Source organism: Nostoc sp. JL34, from assembly GCF_017114945.1.
Classification (GTDB): Bacteria; Cyanobacteriota; Cyanobacteriia; order Cyanobacteriales; family Nostocaceae; genus Nostoc.
This window is the reverse complement of sequence record NZ_JABXKQ010000072.1, coordinates 22,879-37,422: the sequence shown is the minus strand read 5'-3', so window position 1 is coordinate 37,422 and position 14,544 is coordinate 22,879. Positions and strand designations below refer to the sequence as shown.

Sequence of the window (14,544 nt, the reverse complement as noted above, 5' to 3'; positions counted from 1 at the left end):
TTGAATACCCCATTTTCAACCCTAAACTGTTTCAATGCACCTAATTTCTGTTGATTCTACTTGCTCGTCTAAAAGATATCAAATGGGTTCTATCAACCTGGGGCTGCAAAACCTACACATATTGCACCGATTTCCTGGGTTCGCTTACAGGCGAGAGCGTGGGGTAGCTGTATGGCGAGGCACGCTTCAACCCCGTCAGTTTTCCCCAAAATATCGAGTAGCAATCCGCTACAAACTCAGCTCTTACCCAACCGTTAATGTCATATCTCCCTCTTTGGCATCACGACCTCCCCATGTTTGGAAAGACGGAACTTTATGCCTCTACTACCCCAAAGAAAAACCGTGGCAGAAAGATATGCTGCTTGCAAAGACTATCATCCCGTGGACTGCATTATGGTTATATTACTATGAACTGTGGCTAGATACTGGAAAATGGCTCGGACCATCATCACACGCCTCAGATTCAAAACTCCAAAGTTGGAGTTCCAATCCCGTTGAAGGGTATTCTATTTTGGAAAAACCGACTGAGCAGCAAACCGCATGACAGAGAAAGAACATTTGACTCCCTCACTCCTAGAACCACAGTCTCGTGGTGGTGATATTGCTGAAGGTGGCTTTTCCTTTCAGGAGCAAGTCATGCTTGCTCGCATTCCTGCTTGGCTAGCTCAGGATGGCTTCACAGCTATGATCCGGGAAGGAATTGGAGATGTAGAGGCAAAGTTTTTTGTACCCGGCCGTGGGTTTGCGATAGAGTTTCTTGAAGTTAAAGACCATACACTCCAACCATCTAAGTTTTTAAATGAAATTCAACGGTTCCGAGAAGTAGATGCTGGTAGTCCAAACACCTATCAGCAGTTTATACTTGTAGCAGCAGGAGTTTCCAGAGACTTAGAGCCTTTGGTAAATGGATTGCGCCGCGTTCGTAATCCTCAAGATTTTTATGAAGAAAACTCTACAGTCAAAGAAAATTCTTTCAAAGAGTATACCCGCCTAGTCAAAAAAATTGGCGGCACAGAACAAGATGCCTTTTTCATTTTTGAAAAGGTGATAGTCGAGGCAGATTGGAACACTGCAAAATCTCATGGCGAAGCTCTTTTTAAGCAGTCTTTGGCTGACAATCTGAGTGAATATGAAGATTTATCTTTTAAAACTTTTGATAATATTTATAATCACTTAGGCACATTTATACGACAGCGCAAGAATCAAATTATTACCCGCAAAGAGTTAGAGACAAAACTGCGAGAAAAAATTCCTCCCAGTCAACTACCAGCCCTTAGTCCCATCCTGATTTACACAGCCATTGCCTCTGAAAATAACCCAGAGCATCATGGATTGTGTTTCGATTGGGCCCCTTTTTCTGGTGGTGAAACTCGTGCGATTGCCCCATCCCAACAGTGGAATCGCTTACTCATTGAACTACAGGATACTCGAAGCTGGATTGAAAAGTATAGAAATACTAAGCGAATCAGGCTTGCTGGCAATCGTCGTCTGGCAGCATGTCTTGCAATAGGATCTGTCTTCTCATCTGTTAGGGGCTACGCAATTGAAATGGAATACCGTGAAGAGGTATGGGCAACAGATGCTCATCCCACTCAAGAAACCCCCGTTTATCCTTTGGCTCATCAGATGATAGGCGGAACAGGAACCCGCTTGGTTGTTAGCATAGGTATTCTTCGAGATATTATTCCTGAAGTCGAAGTCAATCTGGAGAAGTATGGACTCACAGGTGAGCCACTGCTTCACATTAGAGGAGAGCATCCTATTACTTCCCCACAACATGCCAACAATGCTGTTGGAAGCATTAAAAAATTAATTGTCATTCTCGGCATCATAATTATCAGTGGGGGTTGGGGATTTATCTTATGGAAAATTTACCTGTATTAAGCGTGGAATCACTTGCTGTGGAGGTGGTGACTCTACCGCTCGATCAAGCCCGGGTTGCTCTTGTGGATTATTATTTTCCCAACCGCCAGAGAATTAATTCGACGGAGCAGCTAATTGAGCTATGGGTACATTCTGTCACTATTAAAAGCGACCAAACGCGACGGGCATATCGGCAAATTGGTTATGAACTTGCCGATTATATGCAGTCGCGGTTTGGGATATCTGATTTTAGGATGGTAACGTTATTCCATCTACACGCAAATCTTGCTTGGCTCAAGGATGAAAAGCCAGTACGCGGAAAGAAAAATACTTATGGAATTAGTAAAAATACTGCGGCTAAATACACGGCGGCGATTAAAAGTTTGTGGGAATGGGGTACTAGAGCTTCTATTGGTTATTTTGCTATCGACTTGGGCAAGGACTTAAGTATCCAATGGGACGATAAGCTCGCAGAGCGCATTCTGTCGGAACGCGAGATTGCTAAGTTGGAAAAAGCGGCGATTGAAGTAGATTTGCAACACAACACTAATAAGATGCATTGGCTGCTGTTGACTCTCGTCTTTTACAGTGGGGTGAGGGCGGGAGAAATTGCGCGGCAAACTTCTGATTATGGTAAGCGCATAGTTACGCCAGGGTTATTTTGGCGGCAGTTTCGGGAGGATGGAGATTGTCTGTTATTAACTGTGACGGGGAAACGAAATAAAACCAGAACCATTAGTCTCGATCCGGAAACTAGTGCGGTGCTACTGGATTACCGTGGCGATGCCAGCAATGATCAGCCGGTGTTTCCTAGTCCCAGTCGGCGGGATAGGGGTAAACCTCTAAGCGATCGGGGGTTGCGACTGATGATGGCGGAAATTTCTGCTTTTGCGGGAATTAAGTTCAGTGCCCACTTTCTGCGCCACACTCACGCGACGCTGGCTAAGAAAAATGGAGCTTCTGATTTTGACTTGCAAGCAGATTTGGGCCATGCTTCTCCGGCGACAACTGCAAAGTACATTCACCATGTCGGGCGTGTTGGGACTTCTCACGCACTGCGTAAAAAAAGCAAACATCGGTAAAAAAGCAATCGCCACCGGCGGGGATACTGTTGGCGAAAGTGTTACAAACGCACGGACAAAAGTGTTACAACTCAAAGCCGCAACTACAGATTGAAGGTTTGAGCTTACGTAATACTTAATAAGACAATAATGTATTACATTCGCCAACAGTATCCGGCGGGCGGGTACGCCATCGCACTCATGCGCTCCAAAATGATCCTGTCAAGGTAGTTATCTTTTCGGGATGACGCGCTTATTCGGTCGTGTCCAGTCCCGGTTAACCTAGATAGTACCTAGACATGAGCCAAACAGGGAAAAACAAGAAACTGGCATCTTTTAACTGCGACCAAAAGATGTGGGAGCAGTTTATCGCCCGTTGTAAGTCGAAAGGGACGACGGCAACAGCCACGCTGACCCAATTTATCGAACTCTACCTAGATGATATAGATAACCTTGATGCAATTGGTGGCGATAATTTAGATAAACGCTTGGACTCTAAGATTAAGGCAAGTGTTGAGGAGTACTTAGTTACTAGTAACAATAGTAACCCAAGTCCTACGAATGAAACGATATTAGCTATTTGCTCACGACTTGATAAGCTGGAGTCACAGTTAAAGAGTGAATCTAGCAACGAAACCGGAGCAATCCATAATCTCGCCGATTTATCAGAAAAAATTGAGGGGATAACAGCCCGAATGACACAGTTTACCGAGGCGATTATTAAAATTCAAAATCATCTCAACAATCAACAAAAGCGGGGCAATAAATCGTACAACAACAATTCATCATTCATTGTGCATACTCCCCGAATGCAACCATTAAGCGAAGAAGGTTTAGCTTCAAGACTTGGTGTAAGTCAAGAAACTGTACGCGAACAGCGAATTAAGCTGCACCCACCGCTTTTTGTGGCATGGTGCAAGGGCAAGGATAAATCGGGTATGGGGTGGGAATTTAATGAAAATACGGGGTTATATCATCCGGCAAGTTAGTATTTTTATTATTTTTAAATACGCCTACACACTTGTTGATTTTTGGCATAACACCAGCTTAATTTCTCTCACGAGTGCTAGAATTTTTTTTGTTCAAAATAGCAGCTTTAAATATTAATATTATTGAAAACGTAATAAATATTCTTTTTTACTTAGGAGATAGTTAGGCGATCGCCTAACTATCTCACCACTTCTCAATCACATTTAGTCCTGATTATATTGTTGGTATAAAAGCTGTCTGTACTATACTCGTCAAAGTTCTAAACAGGTTTCTGTGCCACAAATACCACTTAAGAGTACTTAATCGATTAGAATTACCTCATGTTGTTGCTCTCTCAAGTATTTTCATGAGTACCAGCCGCTATCCCCAGAATTGGAAAGAAATCGCCACCTCTATCAAAGAATCTTTTGATTGGCGCTGTACTAGATGCAATCGCGTTTGCCTGCGTCCTGGACAAAAGCCACCAGAGCTAACTTTATCCCAGCGCCGAGTCTATACACTTCAGGTACACCACTTTAATTTTGATCCTTCTGACAATCGCTTAGAAAATCTTGCCCCGTTATGTAGTGGTTGTCATCTTTACTACCATCGATTCCGACGAGGCAATATTTCTCCTGGTCAATTGTCATTGTTCAAATGAGTGATGCACAAACATTACAGAACCTTGATGAACGCACCCTGGCACTACATGAAGTGCGATTGCCCTTTGTAATATCTGCGCTTTCACACTCACGCTATGAGAGTGCAGTTGCGGGAGCAAACACTTGTCGGTCAGTTTTAGGACTGCGATAGCCCAAAGGGCTGCTCCCTCCGGGAGTATCGCATGGTGGTTGATGAGAGTGGGAGCGGTAAAGCAGATGAGCGCGATGGCGTACCCGCCCGCCTTCTTGCGATCGCATAAACACCTTTGCCTTTGCCACTGTTGTAGGTAATCTTCAGCCTATTTTAGCCCAAGTCCCTACCTTTATTGAACGGGCTGTTATGAGTGCTGATCCAGAAGAAGAGGATCTTTTAACTTAGTATTTTTATGATTTTCAAATCTTCTCAAAACGAACCGTTCAAAGCTTCATTTTGCCGTGGCATATTGACGTTTTGAGCCTTAAAAATGATTTTAAAAGCAATATCTCTCGCTGACTGCTTCAACACTTGCAGATAAGCAACAGCATCATCACGTCGGCGGAATCTTTTCACAACAATATTTTCTTGATTGGGAATATCACGGACAATACACCACGGTTTTAATTGCTCAGAATAAGTCATATTCTACCCCTTAAAAATTCTGTAAAATAACCATGCTTGCTATGTAGTTTTAAATCGCCAAATTTTACCTTAAACGAGGAGGTATACTCAAAGACAGGTCAAATTGATATTGACAATTAGAATTATGTGTGTATTAGATTTATTGGACAGATATATAGCGTTCCGACTGGAATGAAATATTGTGTACTGAGTCTGAAAACCTTGCAGGACAAAGTTTTTGTTTTAAAAACCTTTCAGTAATCAAACCAGATTGCTATATGTAGAAGAGAAATGTTATTGAGATCAAGGCGAATGAGTCAGACATAGCAATTGCCAAAGTTGTTCGGGAACTTCTTCAAAATATTCCAGTAAAAAGTCCATGAATGCCAAATGTCGTAAATCATTAGGCTGAGGATAGCGTCTAAATTTACCTTGCTTAAACCAACCTCTGACCGTAGAATCGGAACGACAGCATATTAAGGCAATTTGTTCATAACTCACATCCCATTTGGCATAAAATTCTTCTGGTTTCATACCAAATTCCCAGTGACTGTAGAGTGAAATTAGATGAATTTCTCTTGCCCCTAAAATCCGGGGGTTAGACATTGATACACCTCAAATATGTAAATATTGGAACTCATTTTTTACATCAGGTATTTGTCAGTCACAGAGTTTATAGACACACCAATAAACCCAATTAAGCGGGTTTTAAACTCTTGATTCACTCTAAATCTGCGTAAGCAGATATAGTTAAAATAGTTCCGTTATTTATAATGGCTAGAATACCGATTCAGGAATAGCCATAAATAGTGGATAGGGTGCAATACGGTTCATTCAGTTAAGCCTTTTTTCTCCCCCTGCTTCCCCTGCTCAAGAACAGCCCGCCCCAACAGATAAATGTCCTTAACTAAACGGTATTGGGATAGAACGGGGATAGTGCTTCGGTTCAAAAAAAACGCCCTCTAACCACATTTTGCACGAGCTATACGGTGAGGAGGGCAATTGAGTTTTTGACAAATCTTCTCAGAATAGCTTGACTGCAAATCAAACTTCAGTCGTACTGGGCAAGTTGGGGTAGTTCACCAGCTATTTGATGTTTTAATATCTATAACAACTGGAATAGGGCTGAGAAACTTTTGGGCAGCAGCAACCATACAATTGTGTAATATATGGCTAACTTGGTCAACTTCAGTCTCTGGACATTCCAGTACAATTTCATCATGTCTTACACAGATGAGTTTTGTTCTGAATTTAGCTAATGGATTTGAAAGTTTTACCATAGCTAATTTGTTGATGTCGGCATTTAAACCTTGTACTGGATGGTTAAATAGCTCTGATAGTCGGGGCTTGTTTACCCATCTCCGTCGTCTATTTGCTAGTGTACGACTTTCCTTAATGCCTTGGATGTATTTACGTTTGATGTTTTCATGCCACCTAGCTATTCCAGGATAAGCTTCAAAGAATCGTTTAGAGAAAGCTTTTGCTTGTTCTAATGTCATTGCTACTCCATATTTTACTTGGGCGTAAATTTGGAGTTTGGCAGCGCCCATACCGAAAATCAATCCAAAGTTTATTGCTTTTGCTAGTCTGCGGTCTTCCTCAGTCACTTCATTGATATGTTTTCCAGTTACTAGAGATGCTGTTAATCGATGTAAGTCAGCCCCCTGGCGATAGACTTGGCACATCTTTGTATCACCACTGAGCCGAGCCATAATTCGTAGTTCTATTTGGGAGTAATCGGCTTTGATAATTTTATAGCCAGGGGCAGCAATGAAACAGCTACGAGCAGCTTCATCACGGGGAATATTTTGTAGAGGTGGTTTGCGGCAAGAAAATCTACCGGATTTTGCCCCTAATTGATAATAGTTAGGATGAATTCTCCCAGTTTTGGGGTGGATATGCTGGGGTAGTTTCTCGGTAAAAGTGCCGATAATTTTGGATAGACGGCGGTAATCTAGCAATGCTTGAATTATGGGATACTGTGCAGCTAAAGAAACTAATTTACTTTGATTAGTTGAGTTGATTTTGATCCCAATAGCTTGTAAAGCAGCCAAAACTTGCTGAGGTGAATTCGGGTTTACTGCATCTGTCAGTTCTGGCAGCAATGACATCTGAGAACTAGCAATACGGAGTTGCTTGAGTTGCCTTAAAGCATCTGTTTTTTCAGTTTCTAGTTTTGCACCCAGTATCTGCCATCGGGACAAGTCAAATAGCATTCCGTTAAGTTCCATTTGAGCTACAACAGGCATACACTGAAATTCCAGTCGGGCAATTTTGAGTAATTTTGCCTGCTTTAACTTTTTGAGGAGAATTGGGTAAAGGTCAAGTAATATGGCAGCATCTACGGCAGCATAGTGCAATTGAACCTTGGTAAGAGGTTTGCACCAATCACTAATTTGTTGAGTTTTATCTAGTTGAAGGTGTAGTAGCTTTTTAACTATATTTTGTAAGGATGAGCTTGTTTTTAATCCTGCGGTTATAACTTTATAAGCAAGTTGGGTATCAAAGAATTGACCAGAGGGTTGAAGTCCTGCGAGGGTGAGAAATTGCCAGTCGAACTTGGCATTATGTGCAATTTTGACAGCAGAGTTACAAAGCAGTTTTTTGAGTAGTGGGCGATCGCTTTTGGGAATAGCTGGTAAATCAATTAGCAGTACTGGATGGTTTGGTGCAGCTATTTGAATCAGTCTAATAGAATCAGTTAGAGGGTCAAGTCCTGTTGTTTCACAATCTATGGCTAAAATTTCTGCATGAAACAGAGGTTGGAGAGCATAATTAAGAGTTGAAACATTGGAAGCAAGAGTATATTCTGGAGTATAAATACTGGTGTTATTTGTATTTATTAAGCTTATAGCCATAATGAATTAAATTTGAATTTATCACCTAGAAGCGATAGCTTGTATATCTAGCAACTTCAAATTAGTTTTATACAAAGATTTAAAAACCTATTAAAGAGAGGTAATACTATAGCGGTGTGCAGTTGAGGGAGATACAAAAACTTTGCTGGAAAGATTGTACAGCAAGTACTTTTGTCTTCTCATCCGAGCGATAATTGCCATATCGATATTCCTCTCTTTCTATGATTAACTGACTTTACGCTTACCTGTTTTTGCAATGTTAGAATGCTGAATATTCTCTCCATCAGATGTAAAAGCAGTAGGAGCCAATTCTCTAATAATGGGTGTGACAATTTCTGGTGCCAGTTCTAAACGATGCTTAATCTGTGCTTGCAACCAGGCTAAAGGAACACTTTTACTGTTGACTTTTTGTTTGATAATTAAGTCAGGATTGGATGTTGAAGCTTTTTTTATGGCAGTAGCAATTTTTCTGGCTGTCCGTAAATCAATTTTGTCTACATCAATGCTAATAAAGTTGTCTGGTTGAGGTTCTGGTTTTGATGTAATATGGTTAGTTGATTGATTTTTATTTTTCAAATTGAGAGATTTTTTAATATCACTAGATTCAAGGTGTGATTGTTCAGATATTGTGTGGTTAATATGGTATTCGATGTTGAGTGTAAATTTCTGCCATAGATTGACTATTCCCACAACGAAATCAACGAGTATCACAACGGTATAGAAGGCTGTAATTCCAATGATGAGATGATTTAAAACTTCTTGAATTTCTTGAGTATTCATGATGACTAACTTGAAAATTTATGTTCATAATTAAAGAAGCGATCGCTTCCATATAACAGAAAAATCCTCAGATGAAAATTTGAATAGACTGAGGATTTATTGAAAATTCAGAACAGGCTAATTTGTACAGTTGAATTTGATGAAGGTTTAGGAGTTGGAATGCTTTGGGTCGAATCTAAGTTAGGCAAGGCATTGACATTACGCTTACCCCACCCCTCTTGTGCTGCGTGTTTAACTATGCTGCGTCGAATTGACCTGCTAAGATAGTTGAATTCATTTTTTACCTGATTAAAATGAATGATGCGATTATTGCTGGCATTGCTCGTATCACTATCACCTATAAATTCATAAAAACTCTTGCAACCCTTTGGTAATTTATCGTATTTGGTTAAAACTTCATTACCTACCCAAAGATAAAGATCAGCGTAATCCCTATGCAGAGGTGCTTCGTAAGTTGCAGGCATCATGTAGGTAAGAACTTCTGTGGCTGTGCTGGAAACACCAACCTGATCCTGTTCGTATTCAGTGAAGATAACTTCCAATCGCTCCTGAATACAAGCAAACTTCAGCCATTGGGGAATCGTATCACTCCAAGGACTGCGATGAATTACCAATGGCCCTGCAAGGTAGCGAACATGGTGTAGGGAAAATTCAGCTATTTCCAAAAGACTTGCTAATAATTCTTTTGGTGTATTTAAACTTGCCAGAATTTGCAGCATTTTTCGGGTATTGTCTGGCAGGTTGGTACTATTACCATCACTGATTTCTGCCATTAATTCTGGTGAAATCAAATTCATTTGCTCCATTTTTCATCTCGATATGAGCGCATCACCAAAAATAGCCAATCGGCTAAAAAATTAATGTCCAATAGGTGAATACTGATACTAGATAAATCTCTTTATGCTGGCATTGATACAGTTTTTTTAGGTAATGCCAATGAATAACGAACCTACAATTACCCAAAATCTTGATACTGACGACAGTAGTAATTATCAGTCTGGCAGTGGCTATCAATCTGAAGGTTACGGTGTTGAGCAATCAAGTTCTGGAGATAGTAGTAATCCCTTGCAAACAGACCAATTTAGGGATGGTTATCAAGAGAATATTTTTGAAATCAATCTTGGGGATACACCTTACACTGAATCGGCTGCTAATCCCAATCCTCAATTATCAGGATATGGCTCTGGCTCAGGTTACAAGTCTAAGAAAAGTCAACAGTCAGCAGAAAAGGAGCTAGAGTTATAAGTCATATTTTCACTCTCTTTTTATACCCCATAAGCAACAATCAATTGGGTTTTTATTCAATAAATCACTTTGGTTGTTTGGGTATAGTTGCTGTCATTTTTAAACCTGAAATTATGAAGATACCAAAAGCACGGATATCTCTTCTGATTGTCATTGCTTGTATTATTTATAGTATCGCTGCACAAGGTACAATCAACACAATTGGTGATGGCAATTTACCGACTCGAATTGTAGAAGTTGCAAATCCTCAGTCTCGACTACCTGCGACTAAAGTTTTGCTCCCAGACTGGAGCCGTATTTCTCTGGCCGAGCTACCAGGTATCAGTCAATCTGGTGCAATTGATGGCAGTCCCTACAGCCAGACACTAGGTTATGACCTGAGTCGTACTTGGAATGTGGGTATGACTCCTGACCAATATTTGAAGTTAGGAGATATCAGTGAAGCATTGCAGGCAGAGGAGTTTTCTTTGCAAGCGATCCAGGCGATCGCTCTGGGCACAGTACCAGAGGCGAACACAGACATTAACAGTATAGATTCAAACAAAATTGCCCTGAGTGAATTTCCCCTGATTGGTGAGCAGACATTGAGCCATTTGGCTCAGGTTGTTCCAGAATTGGCTAAGACGCAAGTAAACAATATTACACCTGTTGCAACCTTACTAAAATCTCAGGGGATTGCTGCATCTAATTTAACACTAGCTCAGGTACTAACACAGTATGAAGTTGGGCAAATGAAGCTGGGAGAAATCAACTTGTCAGAGTTTTCTATCTCTTCAATTCCTAACTTAGATGCAGTACAGCTACAACAATTTACAGGTTGGATGAATAGCAATGTTTCGGATATTCCTGGTTTGGGACAAGTACCTTTAGGATTAATGCCTAATCCCATTACTGAAATTGGTAGCTTGGTAATGCGGATTGATGTAGTTTATGGGCCAACAGAAAACCGCCGTAACAATACGATTTCTGGTTCAGACGCGCAAGGGTTTTCTGTGCCTTGTACCCAAAAAGACTGCGCTTATTTAGAACTGGACGATTTGGAAAATGCAGGTCGTAGCGATCGCAGTAAGTTGGAAGGTAAGCAGTGGATTTCCGGTAAATACCAAGAAGTCGAGGGCGGGCGGGGTATCCTGAAAGCAGTGAATAACGGTCGGGAACCAACAGGAAGGCTACCGTTTGGTAAAGCTTTTAAGGTGGTGGTAATGGAGCCGGATGAAACTACTGATACGGTAGATACGGCTTTGTTCTTTCGATTCTGTGCTTGGCGAATGGGTTGTACACCTTATTTTATTGGGCCTGTTCCTTTTTTCAGCTACAAGGTTAACTCCCTAATATTTGTAGGCAATTTGAACGAACAGAGGACAAATACCGCGTCTTTACCAACCGGAGCTACAAGAGAGCCGAAAGCTAAGACTACCAACGGTACTGGAGTAATAGAGAAGATAAATCCATGCACCTTTAGTAGTGCTAGTCAATCGATAACAGATCAATCATTCTCCGGTATTGATTTGCGATCGCTCTCAAATGCGATCGCGGAAATTGAGAGTGCTGGTAGCGGGGATTACAAAGCAGTTGGCATACATACCTGTGCGGATGGAGGTTTAAATTGTGGTCGCGCTCTCGGTCGCTACCAGTTCATGAGTTATAACCCCTATGCAGTGCAGTTAATTGCTGCCAAGCCTGGAGGTCAAGAGTTTCTGAGTCAAGTGGAGCAAGGGCATCAACCAACAGAGGCTGAACTATTTGAGTTTTTTCCTCCAGCTGACCAAGATAGGGCATTTATGGCTGATATGGCTAACAAAATTCAAGTGACACAAGAGCAAATCGATCCGGCTACAGGACAGCCATTTACGGGCGATTCTCCTTCGGAGACGCTGCGCGAACGCCTAATTGAACGAGTGGCTCAAAAGCATTTTGGTGGTGATTACAGCAAAGTTGATGGAAATGGCTCAGATGCCCTCGGTCGCCTCAGTCTCAAAGATTACGGCAAAACCACTTTAGCTAGTTATCGCAACAGTAATAGCGATAATCGAACGCTGACCTGTTCTCCCAATGTAAATTCTAGCTACATCAGCACTGCTAAAAATACTGAAAATGGAAGGTAGAGGATGACAGATTTATCTAAAACTTCTATTACTTCACCCCATGAGATAAAAGAAATACTGGATACTGATACCAATTCAAAAATACACTTTGGGCAAACAGGGGAAGGAAAGGGAGTTTATTCTGACTCCGCCTCCCCTACTCAGTCTCAACCACTGAAGGCAACTGCATATCAATTACCAGCACCGACTATGAGGGTACGCTACTGGATTCATTGGTTTCGCATTGGTTTGGGCATCTTTTTGTTGCTGTCGATTCTCATGAGCTTAGGGGGCTGTAGCTTAAATGCGGCAACCGTTACTTGGAACAAAGCTGCTAATGTTGTGCCTGCTACAGTCGTTGAACAGGTGATTGTAGAAAATACAGAGTTGAATGCCAAAGTATCTGCTAAAAATATACTGGCTTGGAGTGTGGAAGGAAAAGACGGCAGGTTCGCAGTTTTCAACTTGAATACGCCTGATGTCTGTGGTGCATTGGGATGTCTGTATACTGGTTACTGGCTCAGAAATGACAAACCAATTACTCAGGTATTCTTGAGTTACTTGAATTCCAATCTGCCACCAGGTAAGCATTTGTTGTCAGTGGGAGAGAACCGAGGTCAGGCATTACCGTGCATTAGGGTACTGCAAACCGAGCAAGAGCAGCTACGCCAATTGAATTTTTGTTTCAATGGCAACGACTATCAACTTGCTGATAGTCAGCTTTTCACTACTGGTAAAAAATTCCAAAGTTGATAACTCAAAATCTAGAATAAAACTCTGCCATAGTCATCTTAGCTACGGCAGAGTTTTATTCTAAAACCTCTAGGAAATTCCCATTAAATCGGTATCTAGGTCAGTGGTGGATGAAGAGTGCTGTACATGGATAGCGGGGCGTTTAGCTCGTGCTGAGTTAAAACTTGGCCGCCCACAAGTGGATGCTGTGCGGGGCATATACCAAGTACATAAGTACTCAGTGACTTTTAATCTACTCAGGACTCAGGACTCAGGACTCAGGACTCAGCACTGAGTACTGGGTTGTTTACCAGCACAGACGCTATAGTTGCATTGGACTATTCCTCATCATCCAGTTCATCGTCTTCCTCCTCAAAATCATCATCGTCTAACTCAGCTTCCAAATCGTCGGTTTCATCGAGGAAGTCATCATCGTCAATAAGTTGAATTTTGCGAGGTGGCTTGGTCGCTGGTTTGGATTTACGAACGCTTTGAATTTTGTTCCTATTATTATTTGGTGGCAATACTTCCACGTCTACAGATACCGATTCTCCCGGTAAAGCAGGTAGGGATTGAGGTTCATTAAAACCAGCGATCGCATCATGTTGTTGCCAAATTAAGGCTTTAGCTGTGGGCTGACCTAAATAAAATTGAGACAGATTTTCAACGGTGGGTTTAGTATAGTCTACAGTCTTACAACAGTCGTGTTTATTCTTACCTTCGCCCTCTTTGACAGCTTTGAACTCGACTGACAGCACACCTAAGCTACGCCACCTATCGTTTTTGCCACTAAATGGCACTTGGAAATAGTCAGCAAAGGTTTTCTCCAAAGAACGGTAAAACTCCTCACGCACCGACTTAAAACTCCAGAGAGCTACATTCTTAAAGCGGACAACGACAGGAGTAGTATGCAGGGGTTGATTATCCTCATCTAGAAACACCAGTGCATGTTCTGAACACACATCCATTGTTTTCTTGTCAAGGTTATGCTTGTATTCATCATAAAGCCCAACAAAAGAACCACCCAAGTCTTCAACATCTGATTTATAACGGATATACTCTGGTACAAAAGCTAAAACTAGTAACCGTGCTTGAGTAATTAAGAGTCCAGTAACATCTTCAGTTAGGGTGACAATAGTTAGGTCGTTTTCATCAGGTATATCAAGCCAGCCAGCCTTTTCTAGCTGATCTTCTGGAATCAGAAGTCCAGCGGGTTTGTCATTAACGACAATGCCGTAAGGCAGTAACGGTCGTCTAACTTGGTTATAACTGTCGCTGAGAAGTTCTGGGTCAATATCGTCAATATCAAGGTCTGACAATTGAGTGTTAGGAGCTTTCTTATTGACTGCTTGAGCTTTGGTATTAACTTTGGGATTAGAAGCAGCAGTTTTGGCAGTAGATTGATTGGAGCGATTAGAGTTGTTTGAAACCCTAGATTTAACCATTGGACTACATAAATATGATTGCCCAAGGCATGAGGCGTTAGCCTCAAAACTTATTTACAAATCGTTGTTTATGAGGCAATTACTCTCCACCACAGATTTAAATTACGCCATAAAATAAAGTATTTCCATTCATTTTCGCGCGGTTCTGATAGCGGATCTCGGCTCAATGCCTTTCGTCTAACTGAAGTCTAGCTAAGCGATTATGTTAAAAGTAAGAAACGCTTGTGTGTTTAAGTTAAAAGTGTAT

At 41.4% G+C, this 14,544-nt stretch carries 15 protein-coding genes; 8 read left to right on the top strand and 7 right to left on the bottom strand.

The annotated features are described in order from the left end of the window. Positions 1-82: 82 nt before the first annotated feature. From HWQ44_RS14965 to HWQ44_RS14945, 5 genes are all read left to right on the top strand, one after another. Complete coding sequence (locus tag HWQ44_RS14965) at positions 83-544, top strand: hypothetical protein (protein ID WP_292719813.1); 462 nt, start codon at positions 83-85, stop codon at positions 542-544. Further along, a complete protein-coding gene (locus HWQ44_RS14960) occupies positions 541-1,884 on the top strand; it encodes an SAVED domain-containing protein (protein ID WP_292719811.1) in 1,344 nt (447 codons plus the stop codon). The genes HWQ44_RS14965 and HWQ44_RS14960 overlap by 4 nt, the downstream gene beginning before the upstream one ends. Continuing rightward, complete coding sequence (locus tag HWQ44_RS14955) at positions 1,863-2,945, top strand: site-specific integrase (RefSeq protein ID WP_292719809.1); 1,083 nt, start codon at positions 1,863-1,865, stop codon at positions 2,943-2,945. The genes HWQ44_RS14960 and HWQ44_RS14955 overlap by 22 nt, the downstream gene beginning before the upstream one ends. 278 nt (positions 2,946-3,223) lie before the next feature. Next, positions 3,224-3,913, top strand: coding sequence for a hypothetical protein (locus HWQ44_RS14950; protein ID WP_292719807.1), 690 nt, complete (start codon positions 3,224-3,226; stop codon positions 3,911-3,913). Between the two features lie 347 nt (positions 3,914-4,260). Next, positions 4,261-4,554, top strand: coding sequence for an HNH endonuclease (locus HWQ44_RS14945; protein WP_094345565.1), 294 nt, complete (start codon positions 4,261-4,263; stop codon positions 4,552-4,554). Between the two features lie 94 nt (positions 4,555-4,648). Here the strand turns inward: HWQ44_RS14945 and HWQ44_RS14940 are convergent, their stop codons facing one another. The 6 genes from HWQ44_RS14940 to HWQ44_RS14915 all read right to left on the bottom strand — a co-directional run bounded on the left by HWQ44_RS14940 (position 4,649) and on the right by HWQ44_RS14915 (position 9,597). Then, entirely contained in the window at positions 4,649-4,834 is a 186-nt protein-coding gene (locus tag HWQ44_RS14940) for a hypothetical protein (RefSeq protein WP_292719802.1), read from the bottom strand. Between the two features lie 124 nt (positions 4,835-4,958). Then, positions 4,959-5,174 carry a hypothetical protein gene (locus tag HWQ44_RS14935; protein ID WP_094332270.1) on the bottom strand — a complete coding sequence of 72 codons (216 nt, stop codon included), beginning with the start codon at positions 5,172-5,174 and terminating at the stop codon, positions 4,959-4,961. 282 nt (positions 5,175-5,456) lie between these two features. Then, entirely contained in the window at positions 5,457-5,759 is a 303-nt protein-coding gene (locus tag HWQ44_RS14930) for a hypothetical protein (RefSeq protein ID WP_292719799.1), read from the bottom strand. A gap of 473 nt (positions 5,760-6,232) precedes the next feature. Next, a complete protein-coding gene (locus HWQ44_RS14925) occupies positions 6,233-8,011 on the bottom strand; it encodes a bifunctional 3'-5' exonuclease/DNA polymerase (protein ID WP_292719797.1) in 1,779 nt (592 codons plus the stop codon). Positions 8,012-8,236: 225 nt separating this feature from the next. Next, positions 8,237-8,791: a hypothetical protein gene (locus tag HWQ44_RS14920; RefSeq protein WP_229475107.1), complete on the bottom strand. Its 555-nt coding sequence runs from the start codon at positions 8,789-8,791 to the stop codon at positions 8,237-8,239. A gap of 107 nt (positions 8,792-8,898) precedes the next feature. Continuing rightward, positions 8,899-9,597, bottom strand: a complete 699-nt coding sequence (locus HWQ44_RS14915) for a hypothetical protein (protein WP_292719793.1) — start codon at positions 9,595-9,597, stop codon at positions 8,899-8,901. A gap of 130 nt (positions 9,598-9,727) precedes the next feature. On the opposite strand from HWQ44_RS14915, the gene HWQ44_RS14910 reads away from it, so the two are divergent. From HWQ44_RS14910 to HWQ44_RS14900, 3 genes are all read left to right on the top strand, one after another. Next, a complete protein-coding gene (locus HWQ44_RS14910; protein WP_292719790.1) occupies positions 9,728-10,036 on the top strand; it encodes a hypothetical protein in 309 nt (102 codons plus the stop codon). A 113-nt stretch (positions 10,037-10,149) separates the two neighbouring features. After that, positions 10,150-12,141, top strand: coding sequence for a M23 family peptidase (locus tag HWQ44_RS14905; RefSeq protein WP_292719788.1), 1,992 nt, complete (start codon positions 10,150-10,152; stop codon positions 12,139-12,141). 3 nt (positions 12,142-12,144) lie between these two features. Continuing rightward, a complete protein-coding gene (locus HWQ44_RS14900; protein WP_292719786.1) occupies positions 12,145-12,873 on the top strand; it encodes a hypothetical protein in 729 nt (242 codons plus the stop codon). Between the two features lie 317 nt (positions 12,874-13,190). Here the strand turns inward: HWQ44_RS14900 and HWQ44_RS14895 are convergent, their stop codons facing one another. Continuing rightward, the gene (locus HWQ44_RS14895) at positions 13,191-14,297 is read right to left on the bottom strand and encodes a DUF5895 domain-containing protein (protein ID WP_292719784.1); all 1,107 of its coding nucleotides are present in this window, start codon (positions 14,295-14,297) and stop codon (positions 13,191-13,193) included. Positions 14,298-14,544: the final 247 nt, after the last annotated feature.